Origin of the sequence: Huintestinicola sp. (assembly GCF_050874005.1) — a bacterium.
In the GTDB taxonomy this organism is placed as follows: Bacteria; Bacillota; Clostridia; order Oscillospirales; family Ruminococcaceae; genus Huintestinicola.
The window spans coordinates 1-24,685 of sequence record NZ_JBNMJV010000007.1 but is presented as its reverse complement, the minus strand read 5'-3'; the positions used below and the strand labels follow the sequence as shown (position 1 = coordinate 24,685).

Sequence of the window (24,685 nt, the reverse complement as noted above, 5' to 3'; positions counted from 1 at the left end):
AAAGGAGAATAACTTATGAGTGAGATCAACGAAAACACTAACATTGAACTCAACAAAACGGAAAGCGAAACTTCAGCTCCACAGTATTCTTGGGGACAGGAGATCAGACCCGATGAAGGCGAAAGCACAGTAATGCTCCGCCGAAAGATCAAAAAAGGCTACAACTGGGCAGGCTCGCTTATTCTTTGGCAGCAGGGTCTTGCACTTGTGATAATGATGATCATTATCTCTGTTGTATCAGCAAAGCTGATGGTGCCTTTAATGGCAGAACATCCCGATTATGATACTATGCAGCTCACCGAAGCCCTTACACAGCAGCTTATGTCGGGCAGCGATATGGTCTACATAAACGCAGTAACTACCATTGCAGCCAATATCATATCCCTTATCATCATATGTGCGGGCAAAAAGCAGTTCAAGCTTAAAAACACACTTGGAAAAATCGAAGCTCCGGCATTATCGGTGGCTCTTGCAGCGGTGGGAATACTTGGCGTTCAGGGAGCGTCGATACTTATTCAGAATTTAGTAATGAGCATTACCGGATATTCGGGAATTAACGAATCAGTAACCTCAGCAATGAGCTTTTCTGACGATATGGCAATGAATATCATACTCTTTATTTATATGGTCATTGCCGCACCTGTGCTTGAGGAGCTTATGTTCAGAGGAGCAGTAATGAACCTTCTTGCACCTGTGAACCGCACCTTTGCTTTGATCGCTTCTGCAATATTCTTCGGTCTTATGCACTGCAACTTCAATCAGATGTTCAACGGCTTCCTCCTGGGACTTGTATTCGGATATATCGCACTCAAGAGCGGTTCTGTTATTTCTGCTGTAATATGTCATATGACCGCAAACCTTAATGCGTATATCTTAGGCTATGTCTTTGAATACAAGCTGGCTTCCTCTATCGGCGCAGAAGCTGCAGCACAAGGTGAAATTACTGTGTTTGCAGTTGAAATGGTCATCGGTATCATTGCCCTGGTGATCCTTTTGAAGAAACAGGGAAAGATCACAAGCAGCGACATCATTGTTGCCGACTATTCATATGCAATGGAAGACGGGGAAGAAAAGAAGCTTACCTGGCAGGCACTCTTAAAATGCCCCACATTCTGGATATCGGCAGTTTTCTGCATCTGGACAGCCTGCACTCTTGTAACGGCACTGTAATTTAATAAATCAAGCCTCGGAAAATGCTTTTGTCCTGCATTTTCCGAGGCTTTTTTATAACATTATTTTCCCGATGCGATATCGGATATTACCTTGTTGATAAGCTTGCCGTCAGCCTTGCCTTTAAGTTCAGCCATTATAGCCTTCATATATGCGCCCTTGTTGCCGGAAGCAATAAGCTCACCGAATTTTTCCTTGATAAATGGATAAAGCTCCTCTTCGGACATCTGGGCAGGGGCAAAGCTCTTGATGATTTCATACTTGAGTTTGTATTCTTCAAGCTGGCTTTCGCACTCGGGAGGACAGGTATCAACCTGCTCCTTTGCAACTTTCAGCTCCTTGAGAACAACGCTGTCGACCAGTTCGGAAGAAATGTTATCCCTTGTTCCGCTGTCGATAGCAGCTTTTTTCACAGCTGCAATAAGCGTCTGAACAGCCTCCTTTTTCATAGTATCCTTTGCTTTCATTGCGTCCTTGAGAGCACTCTGAAGCTCGGTAAATTCCATAAAAAACACCTCTTTGTATTTTGAAGGCAGTTAAGCCTTGAATTTAAATCTGTTGATATGCCTGTTTAGCACCTCAAACTGGTCAGAAAGCTCCTGGGAGACTTCCGCATTCTTTTCTGCGGTCACGGAATTATCCTTAATACTTCCGTTGATGGCTTCCATTCCGTGGTTTATCTGAGCAACAGACTCAGCCTGATCTGCAGCTGAAACGGCGATCCTGTCCATAATATCTGAAACGGAGGAAACCATTTCAACGACCTTGTCAAGAGACTTGGCAGTAGCATCGGCGAGTTCTGTGCCGTTTCTGACGGAATTGATGGAATTTTGAATGAGAATACCTGTCTGAGCGGCAGCCTCGGCAGATTTGTTAGCAAGGTTTCTTACCTCGTCCGCAACTACCGCAAAGCCCTTGCCTGCGTCTCCGGCACGGGCAGCCTCAACAGCAGCGTTAAGAGCCAGGATATTTGTCTGAAAGGCAATATCGTCAATAACGTTGATTATCTTTTCGATCTCAGAAGCAGAGGTCTCAATCTCCTTTATAGCTTCTATCATACGGCGCATATTTCCGCTTCCCTGCTCTGCAGCCTCATCTGCGGAAGCTGTGAGCCTTCTGGCATTTTCAGCCTCGTGAGCGTTTTCGTTTATCTTCTCGTTTATCTGAGAAATAGATGCTGTCAGCTGCTGCATAGTGCCTGCCTCATCGGAAGTGTTCTTTGAAAGTACAGCCGTTCCGTCTGAAACGTGTACGGAACATTCCTTTACAGAAAGAGCAGCCTTGTGGACCTCGCTGAATGTGCCGTTTAAAGATGTCCTTATCTTATCAAGAGCGTCTCTGATAGTCTCAAAATCACCTGTGTATACCGTATCGGAGCATACAAGAAGATCACCGTCAGCAACTGCGGAAAGGACATTCCTGATATCGGTTATATATGCGTTCAGCGAAGTAATGGTATCATTGAGAGAGCTGAGAAGAACAAGGGTCTCGTCATTTCTGTCCGTAACGGGAGACGGCGACTCCAGATCACCTTTAGAAAGTGCTGTAAGGCGGTCGATAGCGTCGGTAATAGGCTTTGTTATCTTCTGTGCTGCATTAAGTGAAACTGCCACAGACGCTGCGATGAAGATAACAGCAATGGAAAGAGCAATTACTGCAGAAACGGTAAATGGCTTCATTATGCTGTTGTAGGGAAGCAGTATAAATGTATAGCAGGAATCAAAATTCTCAATATTTGCCCAGCCTGCCAGATATTTTTTTCCGCAGAGAGAAATGATCTTCTGCCCCTGCTTAACAATGCTTTCAAAGTCGTAGTTATTGTGATTAAGAGTATCGACCAGAGCGGCAAGTTCGCTGTAGCCCGTATCTTCGGCAGCCTTGTCGGGCAAACTGTCACCTTTATTTATCAGCTCGCTTGAGGTCTCGGAAATAACATTTCCCGTTTCGGTAACAACAAATCCGAAGCCTCCGTATGTATTCACCTCGTCAAAGCTATTAAAAATATCGTTCAGATAATTTTTGTTTTTGGAAATATCCGCATTGGAAATGGCAGATGAATAGGATATTGTAAGCAGCTCTATCTCGCTTTTGGACGAAGCTGAAACGCTGCTGTACATCATTATAAGATTAAAAGCAGTAAGCGTAACAATAGCCGCAAAAACTCCGATGACCGAAAGTCTTACGATACGGCCCCGGATGGTTGTTTTTTTGCCAAGGACAAGCGTTTTGCCGTCAGAAAGCATTTTTACGTTCTTATGCTTCTTTTCCTTGATCTTCTTCTCTTTAGTCTTTTTCGTTTTTGACTTTTTTTTCCAAAGCTGATGCAGCCATATGAAAACCCATCTTTCCCAATAAACTGTATTTACGGTAAATAATCGCCATAATGCGACACTAAATTAACTATATTATACCATATTTGTTAATTAAATTTGTTAATTTTTACGCAACATTTTATTTCTGCAATATTATTTTTCTGTAGTATGAACATTATATTTAAGAAATCCAACTTTGATTATGTTAAAAACAACTAAGTTGAACGACGATTAGAATAAATTTTGCTTAAACTATAGAAATCCGGCGAAAAATGTAGTATAATAAAAGTAATTATGCACCATTCAATGCTGAAAGGATGATATTATGCCTGCATATCTTGACAACGCCGCTACCACAAAGCCCTGCGATGAAGCAGTTAGCGCCTGCATTGCGGCTATGACCGAGAATTACGGAAACCCATCGTCTTTACATAAAGTAGGTCTGAGCGCCGAGCTTGCCGTTACCGACGCAAGGAAATCCATTGCCGCCGCCCTTGTCTGCCAGCCCGAATGTATCACCTTTACCTCCGGGGCTACCGAGGCAAACAATACACTTATTCTGGGTGCTGCGGAAAATTACGGCAGAAGGAAGAAGAAAATCGTTGTCTCTGCGGTGGAGCACCCCTCGGTGGAGGAAGCGATAAAACTTCTTGAAAGAAACGGCTTTGAGGCAGTCCGAATAAAGCCCCAGCGTGACGGCTCTGTGGACGCAGATGAATTTATTGCCGCTGTGGATAACAATACCTGTCTTGCTTCCTGTATGTATGTCAATAACGAAACGGGTGCTATAATGCCCGTTAAGCGGATATTCACCCAGATAAAGCGTCTTTATCCCGAATGTATCACCCATTGCGACGCTGTTCAGGCGTTTATGAAGCTGCCAATCAAAACTGCCGACCTTAATGCCGACCTTATAACGGTAAGCGGCCACAAAGTCCACGCACCAAAGGGTGTTGGTGCAATGTATATCCGCAAGGGTATAAGAATTGCTCCGAGAATGGTTGGCGGCGGACAGGAAAAAGGTCTGCGCTCGGGCACGGAATCCGTTCCACTTATCAGCGCATTCGGTGCGGCTGTCCGCTCTCAGCTTCCGACCATAGCCACGGCATATTCCAATGCGGAAGAGCTCAGCGGCAGGCTCAGGAAAAAGCTTTCCACTCTTAATTACATCACGATCAATTCCAACGCTGAGGAGCAGTGCCCCTACATTCTGAATTTCTCCGTAAACGGTATACGCTCGGAAATTATGCTGCATTTTCTTGAAAGCAAGAATATATATGTCTCCAGCGGCTCTGCCTGCTCAAAGGGCGGTCACAGCAGCGTTCTCACCGCTATGGGTATTCCCGACAAAACCGCCGATTCTGCAATAAGAGTATCACTCAGCAGAATGTCCTCCTGCGGAGAAATTGAGGCTCTCGTAACCGCAATTCAGGAGGGATATCTAAGCCTCGCAAAAAGATGATAAAGGAATGATAATATGTCTGTTTTTCTCGTGGATTTTGAAAACGTGACATCTGCAGGACTTGCAGGTATCGACAAACTAAGCGAAAGCGATACCGTTTATATCTTCTACACCCAAAGCGCCGCAAGTCTCAGCTTTGACGCTCACAGAAACATAATGACATCAAGTGCAAAGGTAAACTACATCTGCGTAACGGCAGGAGCGAAAAATGCTCTTGATTTTCAGCTTGATTCATTTCTCGGCTATCTTGCGGCAGTCAGTGAGGATAGAAAATTCTACATTGTAAGCGCTGACAATGGCTTCCTTGCGGTCAAGTCATTCTGGGAAAAGACTATGGGCATAGGCGACCTGGAAATCAAACTTATTCCGAATATCCGCTATGTTTTCCGCCAGACCGTTATTGACCCGGCTATGCTGCCCGGAAAAGAAAATGTAATGCCGAAATGTGATGATAAATCTGTAACCGGAAACCCGACACCCTCCGAGGATATGTCCACTCCCCTTTCGGAAATAAAAAAGGAGGAAAGAGCAGCTTCTCAAAGCACATCTGTCAGCAGCTCCGATAATGCGTCTGAAAATAACGGCACTTTGCCCCCGGAAGTTATCAGAATTATGGGGATATTCACCGCCGAGGGTATTGGGAATGATGCAGGCAAAGCAATTATCGACCTTGCAAAGTCATCTTCGGACAAGCAGCATTTCTACACGGGTATGACAAAGAAATTCGGTATGGAAGAGGGACTTCGCTTCTACAAGGCATTGCGCCCCGAATATTTAAATATAAGAAAGCTTTCAAAGAAAGCCGTCAGCAGCATACATAACTGATTTGAAAGGATAAATATCTCATATGAAAGAAATAATTCTGCTCAAAGAGGGCGAAATTGCTCTCAAGGGCTTAAACAAAAGAAATTTTGAGGAAGCGTTTATAAAAAATCTCCGCCACCGTCTCAAGCCTCTCGGAAAATTCATCTACACCCGCTCACAGTCAATGATATACTGCGAACCTGCGGACGACAGCATAGATATGGACGAGGCTGTTTCAAGAGCGTCAAAGGTATTCGGAGCAGCTGCCATCTGCCGTGCAATGATAACCGAAAAGGATTTTGAGGTCATCTGCCGTGATGTGCTCACATACTGCGGCGAGGAGCTTTCCTGTGCACGTACCTTCAAGGTACAGGCAAAGCGCTCAGACAAGCGTTTCCCGATGAGATCTCCCGAGATATGCGCCGAGCTTGGCGGACGAATACTCGATAATTTTCCACGTCTCGAGGTTGACGTAAAAAATCCGGACGTCACCGTTAATGTGGAGATAAGGGACACAAACGCTTATATCCACACAGGCAACAGAGAAGCGGCAGGCGGCATACCCGTAGGCACATCGGGCAAGGCAATGCTCCTGCTTTCGGGCGGCATTGACAGCCCTGTTGCAGGATATATGATGGCAAAACGAGGCATTGACATCTCGGCTATCCACTATGTTTCTCCCCCCTACACCTCCGACAGAGCACGTCTCAAGGTGGAAAGGCTTTGTGAAAAAATTGCCCCCTGGTGCGGAGATACCACATTTTACTGCGTTCCTTTTACAGAAATCCAGGAGGCTCTCAGGGATAACTGCCCCGAGGAGCTGTTTACCATAATTATGCGACGCCTTATGATGGAGATAGCCCAGCGCATATGCGAGAAAAACGACATCACCGCCCTCATCACAGGCGAAAGCGTAGGACAGGTGGCAAGCCAGACAATGGGCGCTATCGTGTGCACCGACAACGCCTGCCGTATGCCTGTTTTCCGCCCCGTTATCGGTATGGATAAGACTGAGATAATCGCCATTGCAAGAAAGATAGACACCTTTGACATCTCCATTGAGCCATATGAGGACTGCTGCACAGTTTTCACTCCCAAACACCCAAAGACTCGTCCCACACTTGATGAAGTTATTGCAGCGCAGAACTCCTTTGATTTCGAGCCGCTTATCCAAAAAGCGGTGGATGAGACCGAAGTAAAGCATTTTAAGATCGGTTAATTTGACAGACCTGTGTAAATAAAGTGAAATATCACCCCTAATCGTAAAAAAGTACGTACAGTATTTGATATATGTCACAAACTTTATGCGGTTTCCTTGACATTGAGTCCGAAAAAGTGTATTATAGAATTATATAGACGTCTATATTCGGGGTAAATCTTCACAGACGTCTGCGCCCGCCATAAAGCAGGCAGGGAGATACTTTAAAATGGCAATGTCAAAAAGTGCTAAAAAGGCGTACAAAAAAGCCCTTAAAGCAAAGAAAAAAGCTAAACGAGGCCATTGGCTTCTTATACAAAAAGGCGACAGCATAAAGGAAGTGCTGTCAAAGCTGTTTACGCAGTTTGCGGTGCTGGTTCTCATCGCCTGCGGTCTGATACTGGCAAACGAGTTCAGGCTGTCTTTTTCAGCAAAGCAGTTAAACGATTCCCTTAAAAGTCTCTACCAGTCGGTAATATCCCACACCTCCGACGGTCAGATACTTGCGGGAGCGCAGGAAATGCTGAAAATAAATCCCGATACGGTGGGATATATCTGCATTGAAGGCACCGAGGTGGATTTTCCCGTTGTACAGACAGACAACAACGAGGATTACCTTAAAACTTCATTTAACGGCAGCAGCAACAAGGCAGGAACGGTTTTTCTTGATTACCGAAATGTTCTCACAGCTTCAAAGCGGTCGGACAATCTTGTTCTTTACGGTCACAACCAGAAGGACAGAACAATGTTCGGCAGTCTCAAGGATTACAAGAAAAATCTCAATCACTACATTCAACACCCGACTATTACATTTAACTCAAATTACCGTTCCGATGTTTACAAAATATTCGCATATTTTGTAACTGAGGTCAAGCCCGAGCAGACTTCGGATGGGGTGGTCTTTGATTATCACAATTACCTTGACCTTTCCGACAAGGCTGTATATAACGAGTTTATTGAAAATATCACCGAACGTTCTCAGATAGTTACTTCTGTTGATGTAAAGTACGGAGACGAGTTCCTTACCCTCTCCACCTGCAGCAACGAGTTTGAACCTTCGAGATTTGTGATATTTGCAAGAAAGACACGAAAGGGCGAGGATCCTTCGGTTGACACATCAACAGCGTACCTTAACCCCAACGCAAAGGAACCGGACTGGACAGTAATATTTAAATAACATTATAAAAATATAAATTTTGAGGTAGAACAAATGAACAACAAAGAGCAAAAATCAAGAACAGTCATAATAATCGCTGCTTCTATTATACTGGTTATTTCTCTCGGTTATCTTGCATATTATCTTATTCAGGAGAAGCGTGCGGAAGATCTTAACAAGGATCTTATCAATCGTCACACCGACACGGTAATGATAACCCAGGAGACTACCGTTCCCGAGACAACAACAGTTTCCGAAACGACCACGACTGAAGCTACTACAGTCCTTGAGCCTCTTGTAGAACTGGACTCTATGAAAAGCTTCATTGCCGACAATCCCGACACCGCAGGCTGGATAACAGTAGGCGGAACCTCCATAAATAATGTTGTGGTCCAGTGCGGCGATAATGATTTTTATCTCAACCACGATTTCTACGGCAAAAGTTCTCAGCCGGGGACCGTATTTGCCGATTTCCGCTGTGTGGTAAACGACTATGGCTTCAGACAAAGCGACAACATTATCCTTTACGGTCACAATCAGGCTAATGGCTCAATGTTCGGCACTCTCCAGAAGTACAAGATCACAAAGCAGAATACAAGCAAGTTTGATTTCTATCTCCAGCACCCCACATTCACATTCTCCAATCTTTATGAAGAGTATACATATAAAATCATTGCTCTTTTCGTGTGCGAGGTCAACCCCGATCAGACAAGAGACGGAGTGGTTTTTGATTACCAGAATTATATCCGCTTCGGCTCAAAGGAATATACCTATGAGCAGTTTATGAAGAATGTGACAGAGCGTTCCGAAATAATCACAGGAGTTGACGTGGAAGAGGGAGATCAGTTTATGACACTCTCCACCTGCAGCAACGAGTTTGAACCTTCAAGGTTCATCGTTATCGGCAGAAAGGTCCGTGACGGTGAAAGCCCCGAGGTGGACACATCGCTTGCAAAGCTCAATCCGGACGCCAAGGAGCCGGATTGGAATTTCATATACGGAAACTGAATCCTTATAATTTTATTGAGGTAATGATATATGTCAGAAGAAAAAAAGGCTTCTGAAAACGAAGCTGCCGTATCGGTTTTTTTCGACAGCCTTATCGAGGATTTTATCCCCGATGACATCAAAAGCGATCCAAAGCCCGATATAAATATAGATACCGAAAATCCCCCAAAAGATATCAGGGATTTTTCCAAATTTTTTGAGGACGCAGCCGCATTTGGCAGCGGTTTTCAGAGCACTATCGACAAGCCCCCCGTGGAGATATCTGACGGCTCCGAAGAGAACGTAAGCTTCTCCGAACACAGCACAGCAAAAGCTTCCGAGCATACAGAACAAAAGGAAATAATCACCGAACCCGTTACCGACGAGGATGGAATGATAGTTATTTTCGACGAGGAGGCAGGCATTGACGCTGTATCTGCAAAAATTCCCGAAGAGGGACCTGCTGAGACAGATGACTCCCCTGCCAAAGCTTCCGAGGATAATTTTGAACCTGACAGCAATATTTCCGATGAAAAAGAAGCTGTCGAAGAAAATAGTGTCAAAGAAGCTTCTGAGCCTGATAATAACATCGCCGAATCAGATAACAATACGGGCACCGATAATAATAAACCCGAAAAACGTCCATTTATACAAGGTTTGATCCCCTGGAAGGGAGACAGCGCAGCCGAAATTATCCGAAAGCTTGTATTTATCGCTTCAACAGGCGTGTTTATCGCAGCGGGAATTATGCTTATAAGCACTCTGGTTCAGTCTGAAGAAGCACAGGAAGAAGCTGAAAGCATTGCCGAAATGGTCACCACAACTGTCGCCACTACGATAAATGAAAACGGTGAGGTTGAGACTATCCCTCCAACCACCGAGGAGCGTATCGAGCATAACGAAAGCGTTATGGACAGCTTTATCGAACTTTCCGACAATGTTAAGGGATTTATTGAGATCGACGGCTGCGGTATAAGACTTCCTGTTGTTCAGGGAACGGATAATACATATTATCTGACCCACACCTACAACGACAGGAAAAATAAGGCAGGTTCCATTTTTATGGACTACCGCTGCACCGTAAGTGAGGATTACACATCTCCCAACATCGTTCTCTACGGTCACAACCAGGAGGACGGCACAATGTTCGGAAACCTCAAATTATATAAAAATAACGTTGACTTTTATAAAAATAATCCTATTGTGGTTTTCAATACCGAATACGGAATCGGCGACTATATCATTTTCGGATATTTCGTTACAAATGTTTATGAAAAACAGGATTCCGCAGGTGAGGTTTTCCATTATCACGACTATATCGAAACTCTGAATAATGAGAGTACATTTAACTGGTATATGTCTCAGGTCAATGAGAGAAACCAGATAATTCCGCCTATTGACGTTGTTTACGGGGACAAGCTTCTTGTGCTTTCCACCTGCAGCAACGAGTATTCGGATTCACGATTTGTTGTAATGGCAAGAAAGGTTCGTGAGGGCGAGGATATTTCGGCGATAAACTTCTCATCAGCAAGACTTAATCCAAACGCAAAGCAGATAGACTGGGACGCTATCCTGAGCCGCACCGAATCAGAAACAACATCTGAAACTACCATTTCCGAAACGACTATTGAAACGACCACCGAATCCACTACTGAATCCACTACTGAGTCTTTGGCGGAAACAACAACAGAGACTACAACAGTTCCCAGTACTCTGAAGATCGACCACGAGGAGAGGTCAAGGCTTGGTCTTGCTCCAATTTACGAAAATGGCACCAAGGCTCCCTGCTATACCGATCCCACATCGGAAACTACAACAGAGGATACTGCAGTTCCCGAAAGCTCCGAAACAGCTTCCACCAAACTGTCTCTTGCCCCGGTCATTCAGAACGGCACTACAGCCCCGGTAACAGAGCAAACCACCGCATCTGCAAACTCCGACGGCAACTGAGCCGTCACACGGCACATAAAATTAAATTAAGAGGTTATATCATATGTCAATGAGCGATGAAGCAAGAGGTTCTTCTCCAAGAAGGTCCTCCAAACCCAAGGTTAAAAAAAGCTTTAAGGAATCTTTTTTCCCTCAGAAGGGCGACAGTTCCTCCGAGGTGATAAGCAAGCTTATAGTGCTTTTGTCAATAGTTGTGCTTATTGTCTGTGCTGTAATTCTCGGAAATTATTTTTATGAAATGTACGAGGCAAAACAAAATCACAATACCTTAAAGGTAATATATCAGAAAGCCCAACAGTCGGTGATAACTCAGACTGCTTCTGCAGAAATCGAACAATCACCGGAAAATGCGGGAGAACTTATCCCCGAAGAAAGGCCTCCACTCACAGTCCTTCCTGCCGCACAGGAGCTTCTTGATATCAATGCGGACACGATCGGATATGTCCGTATCCCGAACTGTGTTGACGAACCTGTGGTAAAAGGAAAGGACAACGAATACTACCTCAACCACAATTTCTACGATAACCAGAGACAATGCGGCACCTGCTTTGCCGATTACAGAAACGTTGCAGACGGTTATGAACGTTCGGATAACATTATCCTTTACGCCCACAATCAGAAGGACGGCACAATGTTCGGCAATCTGGACTACTACCGCTGGGATCCTGCGTATTGGCTCAAAAATCCGTTCATCTACTTCAACACAAATTATTCCGAAGATACCTATGTTATCATCTCCTCCTTTGTTATCAATACAAAGCCGGAGCACGACGATAACAGACCTCTTTTCGATTATCAGAATTATATTGATTTCAACGATGAATATACTTATGATAATTTTATGGATGAGATCACCAAGCGAAGCACCATTATTACAGGCGTTGACTGCAATGAAAACGACGCTTATCTCACACTTTCCACCTGCTCCACCGAATGGGACGACTCCCGTCACGTTCTCGTTGCAAGAAAGCTGAGAGACGGTGAGACTGCCGAAAACTTTGATACCACAAAATTCAGCAAAAATCCAAATCCGAAATGGCCCGCCATCTACTATAAATATAACGGTGGTACATATATAGACGAGTGATCGTCACAGGATATCTGCACTTGTTCCTGAAAAAAGAGAGAAACACATACGAGAAAGGATAATACTATGAAACTGAGAGCTGTTCTCAACGGCATTGCGGCATTGTGCGTCATAGGAGCATTTTATACATTTGCATTCTGTATGGTTGACGACGCCAGCGACGCTGAGATATCCAAGGAATATTACTATAACACCGCTACCGAACCTACAGAACAGGAGACTGAGGCTTCCGTTTTGAAAGCCGAAATGTCCCTGAATATCTCCGGCGTTTCGGGGAATGATAGAAACGGAGCATATCTTCCTGACAGTTCGGATAATGAAAGAGTCAGCAGCCATATCAGAAATACACCCAGCTATCAGGCTGCTCCCGAAATCACTTCCGAAAATACTGCACCTGCAGCAACACCTTTATATACAGCCCCCGAAGTAACCACCGCAGTTCCCGTTTCTGCAGAGGAGATCACTTCGACCGAAAGTGCAGGAGCCGATACGGAAACTTCTCAGCCCGAGCCATCTGAACCTGCCGATGATATGAACTATGACGCAGTTCCCGAAGATACCGATCTTGACATAGTTATTTCGGAAAATAATCTTAGTGAGGCTGTTGTTAAAGATAACAGCGCATTTGCAGATGAGGATCTTCCCTCACCCGACCTGCTTTCAGAGCTGGACAAAGAGCAGTCCGAAGCTGAAATAATGCAGAAGCTAAACGAAATGCAGTCTGCGTATAATACTCAGACAACTCCTGTTCCCGAAGCAACAACCGCATTCTGGAGCAGCTACTACCCTGCCGAGACAACCACCATAACATCAAGCGGCACATTTTTTGAAACAGTTCCCTCTTTTTCAGAGCCTGTTTCTTCGGAAATGGAACTTACTACAACAACTCCCGAAGGCACTGAGATCGTTACAGCCAGATTTGACGGCAGCGTTCAGGAAATCAACGCATATGACCTTGTATGTATGATAGTATCAACAGAAATGTCTCCTTCGTTCAGTCAGGAAGCTCTAAAGGCACAGGCTGTTGCCGCTTATTCATATGTAAAGTATCACAATGTGAACGGTCTTGTCCCTTCGGTGCTTGTAAAGCACGAGGTCCCGGATGAAGTCAGACAAGCAGTTGACGCAGTTTTCGGAAAATGCTGCTATTATAACGGAGCAGTTGCTCAGACCGTTTACACAGCCTCCTCCGCAGGCACCACAGCCTCTGCGGAAAATGTATGGGGCGGCGATCACGTTCCCTATCTTACCAGCGTAGCAACACCTTTTGACGCTTCTTCCGACCCAAACTACGGAGTAATTACCACATTCTCCGAAAGCTATATAAAGAGCGCTTTTGAAAGCTACCTTGGCATTACCCTTTCCGACGATCCTGCAAACTGGCTCACAGTTACGGGAAGAATTGACGGAAACTATGTAAGCAGCGTAAACGTTGACGGACAAGTCACCGTTTCTGGCAGAAAGATTCGTGAAAATATCCTTAAATTCGGCATAAAAAGCTGGTGCTTCGATGTAAGCTACGCAGACGGAGAATTTACCTTTGTTACATACGGTTACGGCCACGGCGTAGGAATGAGCCAGAACGGCGCAAATATCCTTGCAAAACAGGGATACACCTATGATCAGATACTTCAGTATTATTTCCCCGGAATTACGATAAGCTGAGTGAGATAGAAGGAATAAACTATGACCGCTTATGACATTATAATGAAAAAACGCCGAGGCAGCGAGTTATCTCAAGAGGAGATAGAATGGATAACAACCGGCTTTGTCAGCGGAGATATCCCCGATTATCAGATGTCGGCGCTGCTTATGGCAATATGCTTCAACGGAATGACTCCTGAGGAGACCTCTGCGCTTACAACAGCAATGATAAACTCAGGCGATACCTATTCGCCCTCCAAAGAACTGGGGAAAATATGCATAGACAAGCACAGCACAGGCGGCATAGGAGATAAAACGACACTAATTGTCGCCCCGATCTGTGCAGCCTGCGGAGTTTATGTTCCTAAAATGTCGGGAAGAGGCTTGGGTCATACAGGCGGAACAATAGACAAGCTGGAAGCTATACCGGGGCTGAGAACATCTCTCACCCACAGCGAATTTATTTCCGTGACCCGTGAAGCTGGATTTGCAATCTCCGGACAGACAGGTTCACTTGTTCCTGCCGATAAAAAAATATACGCCCTCAGAAACGCTACCGCAACAGTTGACAGTATTCCCCTTATCTGTTCAAGCATTATGAGCAAAAAGCTGGCAACAGGCGCTGACGGAATAGTTCTCGACGTTAAAGTCGGTGACGGAGCGTTTATGAAAAATTATGATGACGCAGAAAAGCTTGCGGAAGCTATGATAAGAGTCGGCAAGCTTGCAGGCAAAAAATGCACAGCAGTTCTGACCAATATGGAAAAGCCGCTTGGAATGGCAGTAGGCAATGCAGTTGAGGTCGTTGAAGCGATAGAAGCACTCAAGGGCAGCTGCCCCGAGGATCTTTATGAAATATCCTTGACCCTTGCCTCGGAAATGCTTGCCATTGCAGGACTTGGCTCCCCCGAAAAATGCAGAGCGCTTGCAATTGATACCCTTTCTTCGGGCAAAGCGCTGAAGGCTCTTGAAAAGATGGTAAAGCTTCAGGGCGGAGATGCAAAAGCATTTTACGACTACTCTCTCCTTGGCGTTCCAACCCATACAAGAGAAGTCGTATCTGAGAGAGACGGATATATTTCCGGCATATCCTGTGAAAAAACAGGACTTGTTTCCTTGGGTCTCGGAGCAGGACGAAAGGTCAAAGGCGGAAATATAGACCCCACAGCAGGAATTATATTTAACAAGACTGTCGGTGACTTTGTTAAAAAGGGAGAGCTCCTTGGAAAGCTTGTCACCTCGTCAAACTGCGATATCGACGCTGCCGAAAAAGATTTCAAGGACTTATTCCATTTCAGCGATACAGCCCGCGAAAAAGCTCAATCTGTAATAAAAATAATCAGAAGCTAAAAATGCGCTCCGAATTCGGAGCGTTTTTAGCATATCAAAAGAAAGGCATATTATGACATATCAGAACACCTTTGCACCACCCGACGCAGAAGAAAACAAGTTACTGCGGAAGCATTATTTCCGCCTTGCGTGGATAATGATAGTTCTTGTGCTTATATTCAGCGGACTTAACACCCTGATAATGACCATATCCTCAGGGATAATGGGCGGCGGATTCACCGAAGAATGTATTAAAGCAGGCAAACAGATACTTCGCTCCACCCCTGTAATGTCCGCCATTTATTCCTATGGCTTTCCCATTGCCGCAGATATAGCAGCTCTGGGAATAGGTCTGCTCATAACCAAAGCAGATCTGAAAAGTAAGCTGAAAACCCCGGGACTAAACGGAAAGGGCTTTTTAAACGCCACATCAATGACATTCAGCGTGGCAACTATTGCCTCATTTGTTAATGTTTTTCTAATTTTTGCCATAATGGCTGCAATGGGAAAGCTGTCCGATTTCAGCATTGAAAAGACATCATCGGCAAGCATTGCACCGAAAGGAAATCCACTTTGGCTCGACGTTCTTATCTATATCTACATTTGCCTTTTGGGACCAATTCTTGAGGAGCTTATATTCCGAGGAGTGCTTCTTGAGGGTCTGCGAAAGTACGGAAATCTTTTCGGCATAATAATGTCCGCTGTTCTGTTCGGGCTTATGCATCAGAACATTGCCCAGTGCCTTCCTGCAATGGCGATCGGTCTTGTCTGGGGATATATTGCCGTTAAAAGCGGCTCACTTATCCCCTCCATTTTCCTTCACATTCTCAACAATACTATGTCAGCAGTGCTGCTCGTAGTAATGCAGTCTGTAAATTTAAGCAATCTGAGCAATATATCTGCTCTGCTGAACGCATCACTTTCTCTTATAATAATCTCCGGAATTATTTCTCTTTTCCGCCTTGTCTGCGTTATCGGTTCAATAGTCATAATTGTCAGATACGCTTCCTCCGCCCACGGAAAACTCGTTGAGACAAACGGATATACAAACGCACGCACTTGGAAATATCTTTTCACGTCGCTTCCCTGGATTGCAGTCATCGGTTATCTGCTGGTAACCACCGTAACATCAATATCACAGCTTGCATAAAATAATAAGGGGCATATTTCCGTCTTACCCCCAAGGTACCGGCGGAGATATGTCCTGATTTTTTTGCGAAAATTTCTCGCTCTATGATTATTTTTCTTTCAGGCGGTAAAAATATAATCAGACAGAAAAAATCTCCTACAAAATAAGGAAAGGATGATACTAAAATGTCTGTAAAAAGAGGAGAAATATATTATGCGGATCTCAGCCCCGTAGTCGGCTCGGAGCAGGGAGGAATAAGACCCGTTCTGATAGTACAGAACGACGTGGGAAACCGTCACAGCCCCACAGTAATAGCCGCCGCAATTACAAGCCAGCGTGAAAAGGCAAAGCTCCCGACACATATTGAGCTGAACGCAGACAAATGCGGACTTTCAAAGGACAGCGTTGTTCTTCTGGAGCAGATCCGTACAATAGACAAAAAAAGGCTCAAGGAACGAATGGGAGAGCTTGACCCTCCTTCAATGAATCAGGTCAACAACGCTCTATCCATCAGTTTCGGTCTTGGCACAGGCGGAGCTACATAAGGTTCCGCATAAAATCAGCCGCATTTTTCAAAGAAAAATGCGGCTGAAAACTTTTATACTCTGACAATAGAAGGCTTTAAGATACGGTCGTTTCTTAGATTTTTATATCCGTGAAGTACGACTTCCTTGATGGGTCCCTCAGTAGCATTGCCCTTCTTCTTGTTGTCGAAGAACGCTGCCTTTCTTTCCTCTCTTGTCATTATCTTAGTGTGCTGCTCCTCGTCAAAGGCATCGCCGGGCTTGGTATCAAGAAGCTCGTAAAGAGGAGTGGGATAGCTGCTGTTGTGGAAATCCAGGAAGTAAACGAAGATCTGATTGAGCGTATCCACATCGGTAAAATCCTCGTTGTTGATCTTCTGCTGTACAAATTCCCAAAGAGCCTGGATATGACCCCACTGAGCGCCGCTAGAAAGGAAGCTTCTTACAGTAAGATCCTCGTTAAATACATCTGCAAGTCCCTTCTTGGTAGAGGGAGTAAGATTTTGATACTTCTCAAATACCTTTGTAAGGTCACCGAATGTAAGATTATAAGCTTGGATATCCTTCTGAAGCTGTGCAATTTCATTAGCCTTTGCGGATATTTCAGCATTTCTCTCACTCACCTGAGCAGTAAGATCCTCAGCGTGAGACTTGAGGGATTCGGCATATTTTCCGATCTCCTCGATCTGGGAATTCTTAGTATTGATGGCGTCTGCATACTGCTCGATCTTGGCGTTAAGCTCGCCTTCCTTACCTGAAATTTCCTCAATGCGTGCATTAAGAGCATTGATAGTGCTGTCTCTCTCTGCAAGAATACTTCTTGCGTTCTCGACTTCCTCGGCATATGCGTTGGCAGTCTCGGCATATTCGTTGATCTTCTGCCTGAGAACAAGCATACCCTGGAGCTGAGTATTTATCTGAGAAATGGTGCTGTCCTTGCGCTCGATATCTTCCTGAGCTTCAGCAAGTTTTTTCTCGGTCTCTGCAGTCTTTGAAGCAGCAGAATCAGCAGCAGCCTTATATGTATCAACTTCTGCGGAAAGCTTTTCGTATCTTCCCTTGATCTCTGTAAGCTCTGTCTCAAGAGCAGCCTTTTCGGAAGCAATGCCTGCGGAACGGGACTCAGCGCTGTCTTTCAGATCTGCAATAAGCTTATCTTTCTGTTCAGCGTCAGCCTTGAGCTTGTCTATCTCGGAAACATATCCAACGATCTTAACGTCCATATCCGCAATAGTTTTCTGCAGCTCTGCAACCTTTGAGGCAGAAGCGGCAGCCATAGAATCAGCCTGAGAGGAAGCCTCAGAAAGCTTTGCCTCCAACTCGGATTTTTCCTTTTTGAGCATTTCTATCTGTGCAGATGTATCTGCAGCAGCACTTACAGACTGAGCGTTCTTAGCCTTCTCTGTCTCAAGTTCTGCGGTGAGTGCAGTAACCTTCTCGGTAAGACGTGCGATCTCGGAATTCTTTTCAGAGCCTGTGGACTCAAGCTGCTTCTTCATATCGTCTCCTGCATCTGTCAGGGACTGTACCTGAGCCTTGAGCGCAGACTCGGAAGCAGTAAGCTCGGAAACCTTTGCGTCCTTTGCCGAAACGGCAGATTTAAGCTCGTCAATCTCGGAAGTAAGGCGTGCGATACGGTCTGCAGAAATTTTCTCAGCGTCGCTCTCGCCCGTTTTAAGCTTTTCGATAGTCTCATTAAGTTCAGCTATCTTCTTGTCCTTGCCTTCCGACTCAAGCTTGACAGCGGCAGATGTGCCCGACAAATCGTTATAATCCGAAAGAAGATCTTTGTATTTTTCCTCTGCCGATTTAGCAGACTCCTCAAGCTTGGCTTCAAGCTCTTTGATTTTTTCCTCATAAGCTTTAAGCTGTTCGGAAACGTTATCATCACTCAGGAGCTTCAATAGCTCTGATTTGATTTCATTATCCTTGAGACTTTCAATCAGCAGACTGCGAAACTCAACAACATCCATCAATACACAACCACCGTTTCTAAATATATTTTCTGTGTTCGATTACACAAATTTCTTTATAGATATTATAACACAAAAAAATAAACTTGTCAAATTATTCTTTGTAGAATTTGTGCAGTATTTTTTGTTATATAATACATAATGTGAACAAAAAACGCAGATACGGTAAATTATAAAGGCTTTTACATAAAAAAAACGGTCTGTATCATCAAATAAATCAACGATACAGACCTGAATAAACTATATCTTAATTATTACTCCATCGGACGTCCTGCAATGATAAAACTGTCAAAAAGCTCGTTATAGCGAATATTCCCACTTTCGGGAATAACAACAAATCCCGCTCTCATGGAAACCTCAAATTCCTTGTCACCGCATTTAATGGTTCCGCCGTTAAGATCAAGCACCCGTTGTGCAGTTTTCTCCGCATCTGACCTATCCGCAAAATCGGTAATAAGAACGAACTCGTCGCCGCCTACCCTGACAAGCAGCATATCCTCGCCTGCCGCCTTGTCAATACGCCGCAGACATTCGGCTATGGCAGCGTCACCCGCAGTACTGCCGAATGTGTCATTTATGTACATCAGGTGGCACATATCAAAGCAAACCGCATATTTTCCTCTTCGCTCTTTAATAAAATCATAAAGGTGTGAAACATCAAATCTGATCTTACTGCTCATAATTTCATTCCCCTTCCCGTCAAACAGACGATCGTTCCTGCCCAGCTTTGGATATATCTCGGAAAATCCGCTGGTTTTGCGAAAGCTTGCGGGAGTTACGCCCCAGAGCCTTGTGAATGCACGTGTAAATACCTCGTGGGAGTTGTAGCCGTATTTCACCGCAATATCAAGCACCGTGCTGTCAGTCTCGATAAGCTCTCTCGCCGCCATAGTAATGCGCCTGCGTGAAATATAATCGCTTATGCCGATGTGAAACACACAGCGGAACATTTTCTGCATATTTGAAAGGCTGTAGCAGCATTTTGCCGCACACTCCTCGGGGGTAACTCCCCTGCCAAGATTTTCTTCGATATAATCAAGTGCTTCGGACAGAATTTCAAATTTTTCCATATTTATCACCGGTAATAAATTTAATGAAAGAAGCACGTCTGCCCCTCTGATAATATAATAACATAAAGGGAAAATGATTTCTTGATGTTTTGAGTAAAAAAGGGCTGTATCATTTCTGCCGTGTAAATGATACAGCCCGAAAAATTATTCAGCCTTAGGAGGAAGTGCCGTCACAAGCATCTTTTCACCATCGCTGTCCACTCTGATGACCGTATCGGGCTCCAGGTCCTCAGCGATCATAGTGCGGGCAATAAGTGTCTCAAGCTTGCTTTGGATATATCTCTTGAGAGGTCTTGCACCGTAAACCGGATCATAGCCCTCCTTGACAATAAGCTCCTTTGCGCTGTCGGTGACCTCAAGCTCAAGCTGCTTGTCTGCAAGACGCTGTCTGAGCTTTTCCAGCATAAGGTCGATGATAGGATATATCTCCTTCTTGGAAAGAGGCTTGTAGAACACGATCTCGTCCAGACGATTGAGGAACTCGGGACGGAAATGAGTCTTCAGCAGCTTGTCGACCTGCGCCCTTGCCTCGGGAGTTATCTCGTTGTTTTCGTCAATTCCGTCAAGGATATAATCCGAACCAAGGTTAGATGTCAGGATAATAATAGTGTTCTTGAAATCCACCGTCCTGCCCTGAGAGTCGGTTATACGACCATCATCAAGCACCTGCAGCAGAATGTTAAACACATCGGGGTGAGCCTTTTCCACCTCATCGAAAAGCACAACAGCATAAGGCTTGCGGCGCACAGCTTCGGTAAGCTGACCGCCCTCCTCGTAGCCCACATAACCCGGAGGCGCTCCGATAAGACGGCTCACAGAGTGCTTCTCCATATACTCAGTCATATCAATACGGACAATATTCTTCTCATCATCGAAAAGCGCCTGAGCAAGTGCCTTTGCAAGCTCAGTCTTACCAACACCCGTAGGACCCATAAACATAAAGGAGCCTAAAGGACGATTGGGATCCTGAATACCTGCTCTTGAACGAAGAATAGCCTCGCTGACCTTTTCCACAGCCTCGTCCTGACCGATAACTCTCTTGTGGAGAATATCTTCAAGACGAAGAAGCTTTTCTCTCTCGCCCTCCATAAGCTTTGAAACGGGAATACCCGTCCATCTGCCCACGATCTTGGCGATCTCCTCGTCCGTTACCTTGTCACGGAGCAGAGTGTTTTTCTCGTAATCGTCAGCTGCATCTTCCGCTTCTTCCAACTCTTTTTTCAGCGCAGGCAGCTTGCCGTATTTCAGCTCTGCGGCCTTATTAAGGTCATAGCTGCGTTCAGCCTCGGCAATGTCGGCATTTGTCTTGTCAATGTCCTCACGAAGTTTCTGCAGTCGGGAAATGGAGTTTTTCTCGTTTTCCCATCTTGTTTTCATAGAGTTGAACTCGTCACGCAGCTCGGAAAGCTCCTTCTGGACTTCAACAAGCTGTTCTTTGGAAAGCTTGTCCTCCTCTTTTTTAAGAGCAGTCTCAGCAATCTCCTTCTGCATTATCTTTCTGGCAATATCATCAAGCTCTGTGGGCATTGAATTCATTTCCGTCCTTATAAGAGCGCAGGCCTCGTCCACAAGGTCGATTGCCTTATCGGGAAGGAATCTGTCGGAAATGTATCTGTTTGAAAGTACAGCCGCAGTAATAAGTGCGCTGTCCTGAATTTTAACTCCGTGGAATACCTCATATCTGTCTTTCAGACCTCTCAGAATGGAGATAGTGTCCTCAACAGTAGGCTCGTCCACCTGAACGGGCTGGAAACGTCTTGCAAGAGCAGGATCCTTTTCAATATACTGCCTGTACTCGTTGAGAGTGGTGGCACCGATACAATGGAGCTCACCTCTTGCCAGCATAGGCTTTAAAAGGTTGCCTGCGTCCATTGCACCGTCAGTCTTGCCTGCGCCCACAATGGTGTGAAGCTCATCAATGAACAGAATGATCTTTCCGTCTGATTTTTTCACCTCGTTAAGAACAGCCTTTAAACGCTCCTCAAACTCACCTCTGAACTTTGCACCCGAAATAAGGGAGCCCATATCAAGGGAGAATATCTTTCTGTCCTTCAGATTATCGGGAACATCTCCCCTTACGATACGCTGAGCAAGACCTTCGGCAATAGCAGTTTTACCAACACCCGGCTCACCTATGAGAACAGGATTGTTCTTGCTCTTTCGTGAAAGTATACGAATAGTGTTACGTATCTCGCTGTCTCTGCCGATAACAGGGTCAAGCTTGTTCTGTTTAGCGAGCTCCACAAGGTCCTGACCGTACTTTTTCAGTACATCATATGTGTCCTCGGGAGTATCGTTTGTAACACGCTGATTGCCTCTTACCTCCTGCAGCGCTTTCAGGAAACCGTCCTTGTCAAGAGCAAAATCGGTGAAAAGCTGCTTGATATCCTTGTCCGCATTGTCAAAATAGGACAGCATAATATGTTCAACAGAAACATACTCGTCGCCCATATTCTTGGCAATTGCCTCCGAAGCATTAAGGAGCCTGTCAAGGGACTGGGAGATATAAACGGTGTTCATATCCCTGCCGCTGCCCGATACCTTGGGTATCTTGCCGATAATGCGCTCAACGCTGCCTGCAACAACATTAGGGTCTTTGCCAAGCTTTTTAACGAGCTGAGGGATAAGACCGTTTTCCTGCACAAGCAGGGCATAGAGCAGATGAGGCTGGTCAACATTGGTGTTGCCGTAATTCAAAGCGGTGTCCTGAGCCGCCTGAATTGCTTCAATAGTTTTTTTGGTAAGCTTCTGCATATTCATAATATCATCTTCCTTTCAGATGTAATTTTATTATATATAACGGAAATGTCGGAATTTGCTAAAAAAATTAAGGTGAAAAGCCTTGACATTCAGGCTCGGATGTGGTATATTATTTTTTGCAGCATTCGTATGGAAAGGACGTGTTTAAATGCCTGCGGATAAGAGCAGTTTCAAAACTATCGCCGAAAACCGAAAGGCAAGGCACGATTATTTCATACTTGAAAGCTACGAAGCCGGTATCGAGCTTGTGGGAACCGAGGTCAAGGCTATCCGTCAGGGAGGCGTTAATCTCAAGGATTCCTGGTGCACCGTTGAGGACGGAGAGCTATGGGTAAAAGGAATGCACATTTCTCCTTATGACCACGGCAATATCTTCAACCGTGACCCAATGCGTGTAAGGCGTCTCCTGCTTCACAAGAAGGAGATAAACAAGCTTTTCGGGCAGGTCAAGCAGGAAGGTCTGACTTTGATACCCATTTCCCTTTATTTCAAAGGCTCAAGGGTCAAGGTGCAGGTGGGTCTCTGCAAGGGCAAGAAGCTTCACGACAAGCGTGACGCAATGGCTGCCGAAGCCGCAAAGCGTGATATCGACAGAGCCATCAAGGAAAAGAACAGATAATCAGCTTCAATTCACGGGGATGTAAAGGTTTCGACGGGGACTTTGAAGCAGGATAAGCGAGCAGAGGATTGTGCTGATCTCTTTAACCCGCACACGTTTTAAAATTAGACGACAACGATAATTTTGAATTAGCAGCTGCTTAATTGCTGCTCGTCTGTCTGAGAAGTACCGTGGTCTCGGAACAGGCGCCGATTAACGGTGAACGTCATACAGAAGTGCCTGCGTCTGTATGATGTATTGCAGGCTACCGAGCATAAGTGCGTGTCTGTTTGCGCTTATGCGAGGGAATGTGAATAACAGACTACGCTCGTAGAAAGTCTTGTGGATCGGTTTTCGGACACGGGTTCGATTCCCGTCATCTCCACCAATCGGTAACACGTAAACGTAAAGTTTGCGTAAAGGCCTTAGATAAGGGATTTCTCTTGTCTGAGGCTTTTTCCTTTTTTCCTGTTACGTGTATTTTTACGAGCAGCACTCCCCCATTTCAGGGTCATCATCCTCCACACTTCCTTGCTATGACACGTAATGAAAATTCTTACGTGTCACATCGAGGAATCGTTCAAAGCCAAATATGTCCAAAATGTAAATACGTGTCATATTCTGAGAAAATGGCTTAGACACGTGGTTGACAATTGGACTCCTATATAATACACGTACTTTTAGCTGTACGTGTTTCATCTAGGATTCCCTTTACAACAACTATAATATCCTTGTAATGTGATAGAATGATGATAGAACAGTGAGCGTTGAGAGAAATTTAGCACTCTATACATAAGAGTGCTAAATCAATATTCCTTACCAAAGGCTTGAGTACACTTCACTGCATCACTCTAATAGTATACCACAAAAAAGTCAGGATGTAAACAAAATTTACGTTAGAAATAGATTAAAAGTAGATTCTATTCTATTCCAAAAATCGATTTGATAACACAAATTAATTGTTGTTTTGTTTTTTCTCCATCTTCTTCAAAGACAAACGGCATTCTAATAAAGTGAATATTGATGTTTCCATTTGGACTCTCACATACTGCATAAGGGAAATTTGGCTCTGCCTCTTCATATCTAAACATAGGATATAATAGATAAACATCCTTTGCTCCTCTCTTCCATGCATAAGAAACCATCTGATACAAATCTGCTTGTTTCACTTCATCATTTATACTCACTGCATACTTCGCATTTCCTTCAAATCGAGAAATCTCTTTGTACTTTGTATCAAGAATTAATAATTTGCCACCGTACTCTACTAAAATATCATGTATCATTGTAAAGGACGGATTGGTTTTCTCTTTACCAAATACTATCTTATCGACAAGGTGCATTTTTCTTTCCTGCAATTTAACAGTTCCACCATAATCTGCAAGAATTTCGCCTGATTCCGCAAAACTGAACCCGCAACCTCTTCCCAAAAACCTGAAAATATGGTATAATAGAAGCATAAAGAAAGCTGAAAAACAGCACCCGAAAGGTGAAGAGGAAAATGCGGAAAATAGAGATCATAACAAGTAATG

19 protein-coding genes and 1 other RNA gene are annotated in these 24,685 nt (G+C 44.6%); 14 read left to right on the top strand and 6 right to left on the bottom strand.

Annotated elements, in window-relative coordinates; all coding sequences use genetic code 11:
* The first annotated feature begins 15 nt into the window (after nucleotides 1–15).
* The gene (locus ACR0QN_RS03900; protein ID WP_432649883.1) at nucleotides 16–1,170 is read left to right on the top strand and encodes a CPBP family intramembrane glutamic endopeptidase; all 1,155 of its coding nucleotides are present in this window, start codon (nucleotides 16–18) and stop codon (nucleotides 1,168–1,170) included.
* Nucleotides 1,171–1,232: 62 nt separating this feature from the next.
* Here ACR0QN_RS03900 and ACR0QN_RS03895 read toward each other — a convergent pair whose 3' ends face one another.
* Both ACR0QN_RS03895 and ACR0QN_RS03890 read right to left on the bottom strand, forming a co-directional pair.
* The gene (locus tag ACR0QN_RS03895) at nucleotides 1,233–1,676 is read right to left on the bottom strand and encodes a GatB/YqeY domain-containing protein (RefSeq protein ID WP_432649882.1); all 444 of its coding nucleotides are present in this window, start codon (nucleotides 1,674–1,676) and stop codon (nucleotides 1,233–1,235) included.
* 30 nt (nucleotides 1,677–1,706) lie between these two features.
* Nucleotides 1,707–3,413 carry a methyl-accepting chemotaxis protein gene (locus tag ACR0QN_RS03890; protein ID WP_432649881.1) on the bottom strand — a complete coding sequence of 569 codons (1,707 nt, stop codon included), beginning with the start codon at nucleotides 3,411–3,413 and terminating at the stop codon, nucleotides 1,707–1,709.
* Nucleotides 3,414–3,807: 394 nt separating this feature from the next.
* Here ACR0QN_RS03890 and ACR0QN_RS03885 point away from each other — a divergent pair, with 394 nt between their 5' ends.
* The 11 genes from ACR0QN_RS03885 (at nucleotide 3,808) to ACR0QN_RS03835 (ending at nucleotide 16,773) form a co-directional block, all read left to right on the top strand.
* Nucleotides 3,808–4,944 (top strand): cysteine desulfurase family protein, encoded by a 1,137-nt coding sequence (locus tag ACR0QN_RS03885; protein ID WP_432649880.1) that lies wholly within the window; start codon nucleotides 3,808–3,810, stop codon nucleotides 4,942–4,944.
* Between the two features lie 15 nt (nucleotides 4,945–4,959).
* Nucleotides 4,960–5,769, top strand: a complete 810-nt coding sequence (locus ACR0QN_RS03880; RefSeq protein WP_432649879.1) for a PIN domain-containing protein — start codon at nucleotides 4,960–4,962, stop codon at nucleotides 5,767–5,769.
* A 22-nt stretch (nucleotides 5,770–5,791) separates the two neighbouring features.
* Entirely contained in the window at nucleotides 5,792–6,967 is a 1,176-nt protein-coding gene (gene thiI / locus ACR0QN_RS03875; RefSeq protein ID WP_432649878.1) for a tRNA uracil 4-sulfurtransferase ThiI, read from the top strand.
* 208 nt (nucleotides 6,968–7,175) lie between these two features.
* The gene (srtB, locus tag ACR0QN_RS03870; protein ID WP_432649877.1) at nucleotides 7,176–8,123 is read left to right on the top strand and encodes a class B sortase; all 948 of its coding nucleotides are present in this window, start codon (nucleotides 7,176–7,178) and stop codon (nucleotides 8,121–8,123) included.
* 33 nt (nucleotides 8,124–8,156) lie between these two features.
* Entirely contained in the window at nucleotides 8,157–9,110 is a 954-nt protein-coding gene (locus ACR0QN_RS03865; RefSeq protein WP_432649876.1) for a class B sortase, read from the top strand.
* 30 nt (nucleotides 9,111–9,140) lie between these two features.
* Nucleotides 9,141–11,039, top strand: coding sequence for a class B sortase (locus ACR0QN_RS03860; protein WP_432649875.1), 1,899 nt, complete (start codon nucleotides 9,141–9,143; stop codon nucleotides 11,037–11,039).
* 43 nt (nucleotides 11,040–11,082) lie between these two features.
* Nucleotides 11,083–12,126 carry a class B sortase gene (locus ACR0QN_RS03855; RefSeq protein ID WP_432649874.1) on the top strand — a complete coding sequence of 348 codons (1,044 nt, stop codon included), beginning with the start codon at nucleotides 11,083–11,085 and terminating at the stop codon, nucleotides 12,124–12,126.
* A 66-nt stretch (nucleotides 12,127–12,192) separates the two neighbouring features.
* Nucleotides 12,193–13,791 (top strand): SpoIID/LytB domain-containing protein, encoded by a 1,599-nt coding sequence (locus ACR0QN_RS03850; RefSeq protein ID WP_432649873.1) that lies wholly within the window; start codon nucleotides 12,193–12,195, stop codon nucleotides 13,789–13,791.
* A 21-nt stretch (nucleotides 13,792–13,812) separates the two neighbouring features.
* Nucleotides 13,813–15,120, top strand: coding sequence for a thymidine phosphorylase (locus ACR0QN_RS03845; RefSeq protein ID WP_432649872.1), 1,308 nt, complete (start codon nucleotides 13,813–13,815; stop codon nucleotides 15,118–15,120).
* Nucleotides 15,121–15,172: 52 nt separating this feature from the next.
* A complete protein-coding gene (locus tag ACR0QN_RS03840) occupies nucleotides 15,173–16,249 on the top strand; it encodes a CPBP family intramembrane glutamic endopeptidase (protein ID WP_432649871.1) in 1,077 nt (358 codons plus the stop codon).
* A gap of 164 nt (nucleotides 16,250–16,413) precedes the next feature.
* Nucleotides 16,414–16,773 (top strand): type II toxin-antitoxin system PemK/MazF family toxin, encoded by a 360-nt coding sequence (locus ACR0QN_RS03835; protein WP_432649870.1) that lies wholly within the window; start codon nucleotides 16,414–16,416, stop codon nucleotides 16,771–16,773.
* A gap of 53 nt (nucleotides 16,774–16,826) precedes the next feature.
* Here ACR0QN_RS03835 and ACR0QN_RS03830 read toward each other — a convergent pair whose 3' ends face one another.
* The 3 genes from ACR0QN_RS03830 to clpB all read right to left on the bottom strand — a co-directional run bounded on the left by ACR0QN_RS03830 (nucleotide 16,827) and on the right by clpB (nucleotide 22,555).
* A complete protein-coding gene (locus ACR0QN_RS03830) occupies nucleotides 16,827–18,728 on the bottom strand; it encodes a hypothetical protein (protein WP_432649869.1) in 1,902 nt (633 codons plus the stop codon).
* 251 nt (nucleotides 18,729–18,979) lie between these two features.
* The gene (locus tag ACR0QN_RS03825) at nucleotides 18,980–19,795 is read right to left on the bottom strand and encodes a helix-turn-helix domain-containing protein (RefSeq protein ID WP_432649868.1); all 816 of its coding nucleotides are present in this window, start codon (nucleotides 19,793–19,795) and stop codon (nucleotides 18,980–18,982) included.
* Nucleotides 19,796–19,939: 144 nt separating this feature from the next.
* Entirely contained in the window at nucleotides 19,940–22,555 is a 2,616-nt protein-coding gene (gene clpB, locus ACR0QN_RS03820) for an ATP-dependent chaperone ClpB (RefSeq protein ID WP_432649867.1), read from the bottom strand.
* Between the two features lie 148 nt (nucleotides 22,556–22,703).
* On the opposite strand from clpB, the gene smpB reads away from it, so the two are divergent.
* Nucleotides 22,704–23,174: an SsrA-binding protein SmpB gene (gene smpB, locus ACR0QN_RS03815; RefSeq protein WP_432649866.1), complete on the top strand. Its 471-nt coding sequence runs from the start codon at nucleotides 22,704–22,706 to the stop codon at nucleotides 23,172–23,174.
* A 15-nt stretch (nucleotides 23,175–23,189) separates the two neighbouring features.
* Nucleotides 23,190–23,541, top strand: a transfer-messenger RNA (tmRNA) gene (gene ssrA / locus ACR0QN_RS03810).
* Nucleotides 23,542–24,073: 532 nt separating this feature from the next.
* Here the strand turns inward: ssrA and ACR0QN_RS03805 are convergent.
* Nucleotides 24,074–24,613 carry a 5-methylcytosine restriction system specificity protein McrC gene (locus tag ACR0QN_RS03805; RefSeq protein ID WP_432649865.1) on the bottom strand — a complete coding sequence of 180 codons (540 nt, stop codon included), beginning with the start codon at nucleotides 24,611–24,613 and terminating at the stop codon, nucleotides 24,074–24,076.
* Nucleotides 24,614–24,685: the final 72 nt, after the last annotated feature.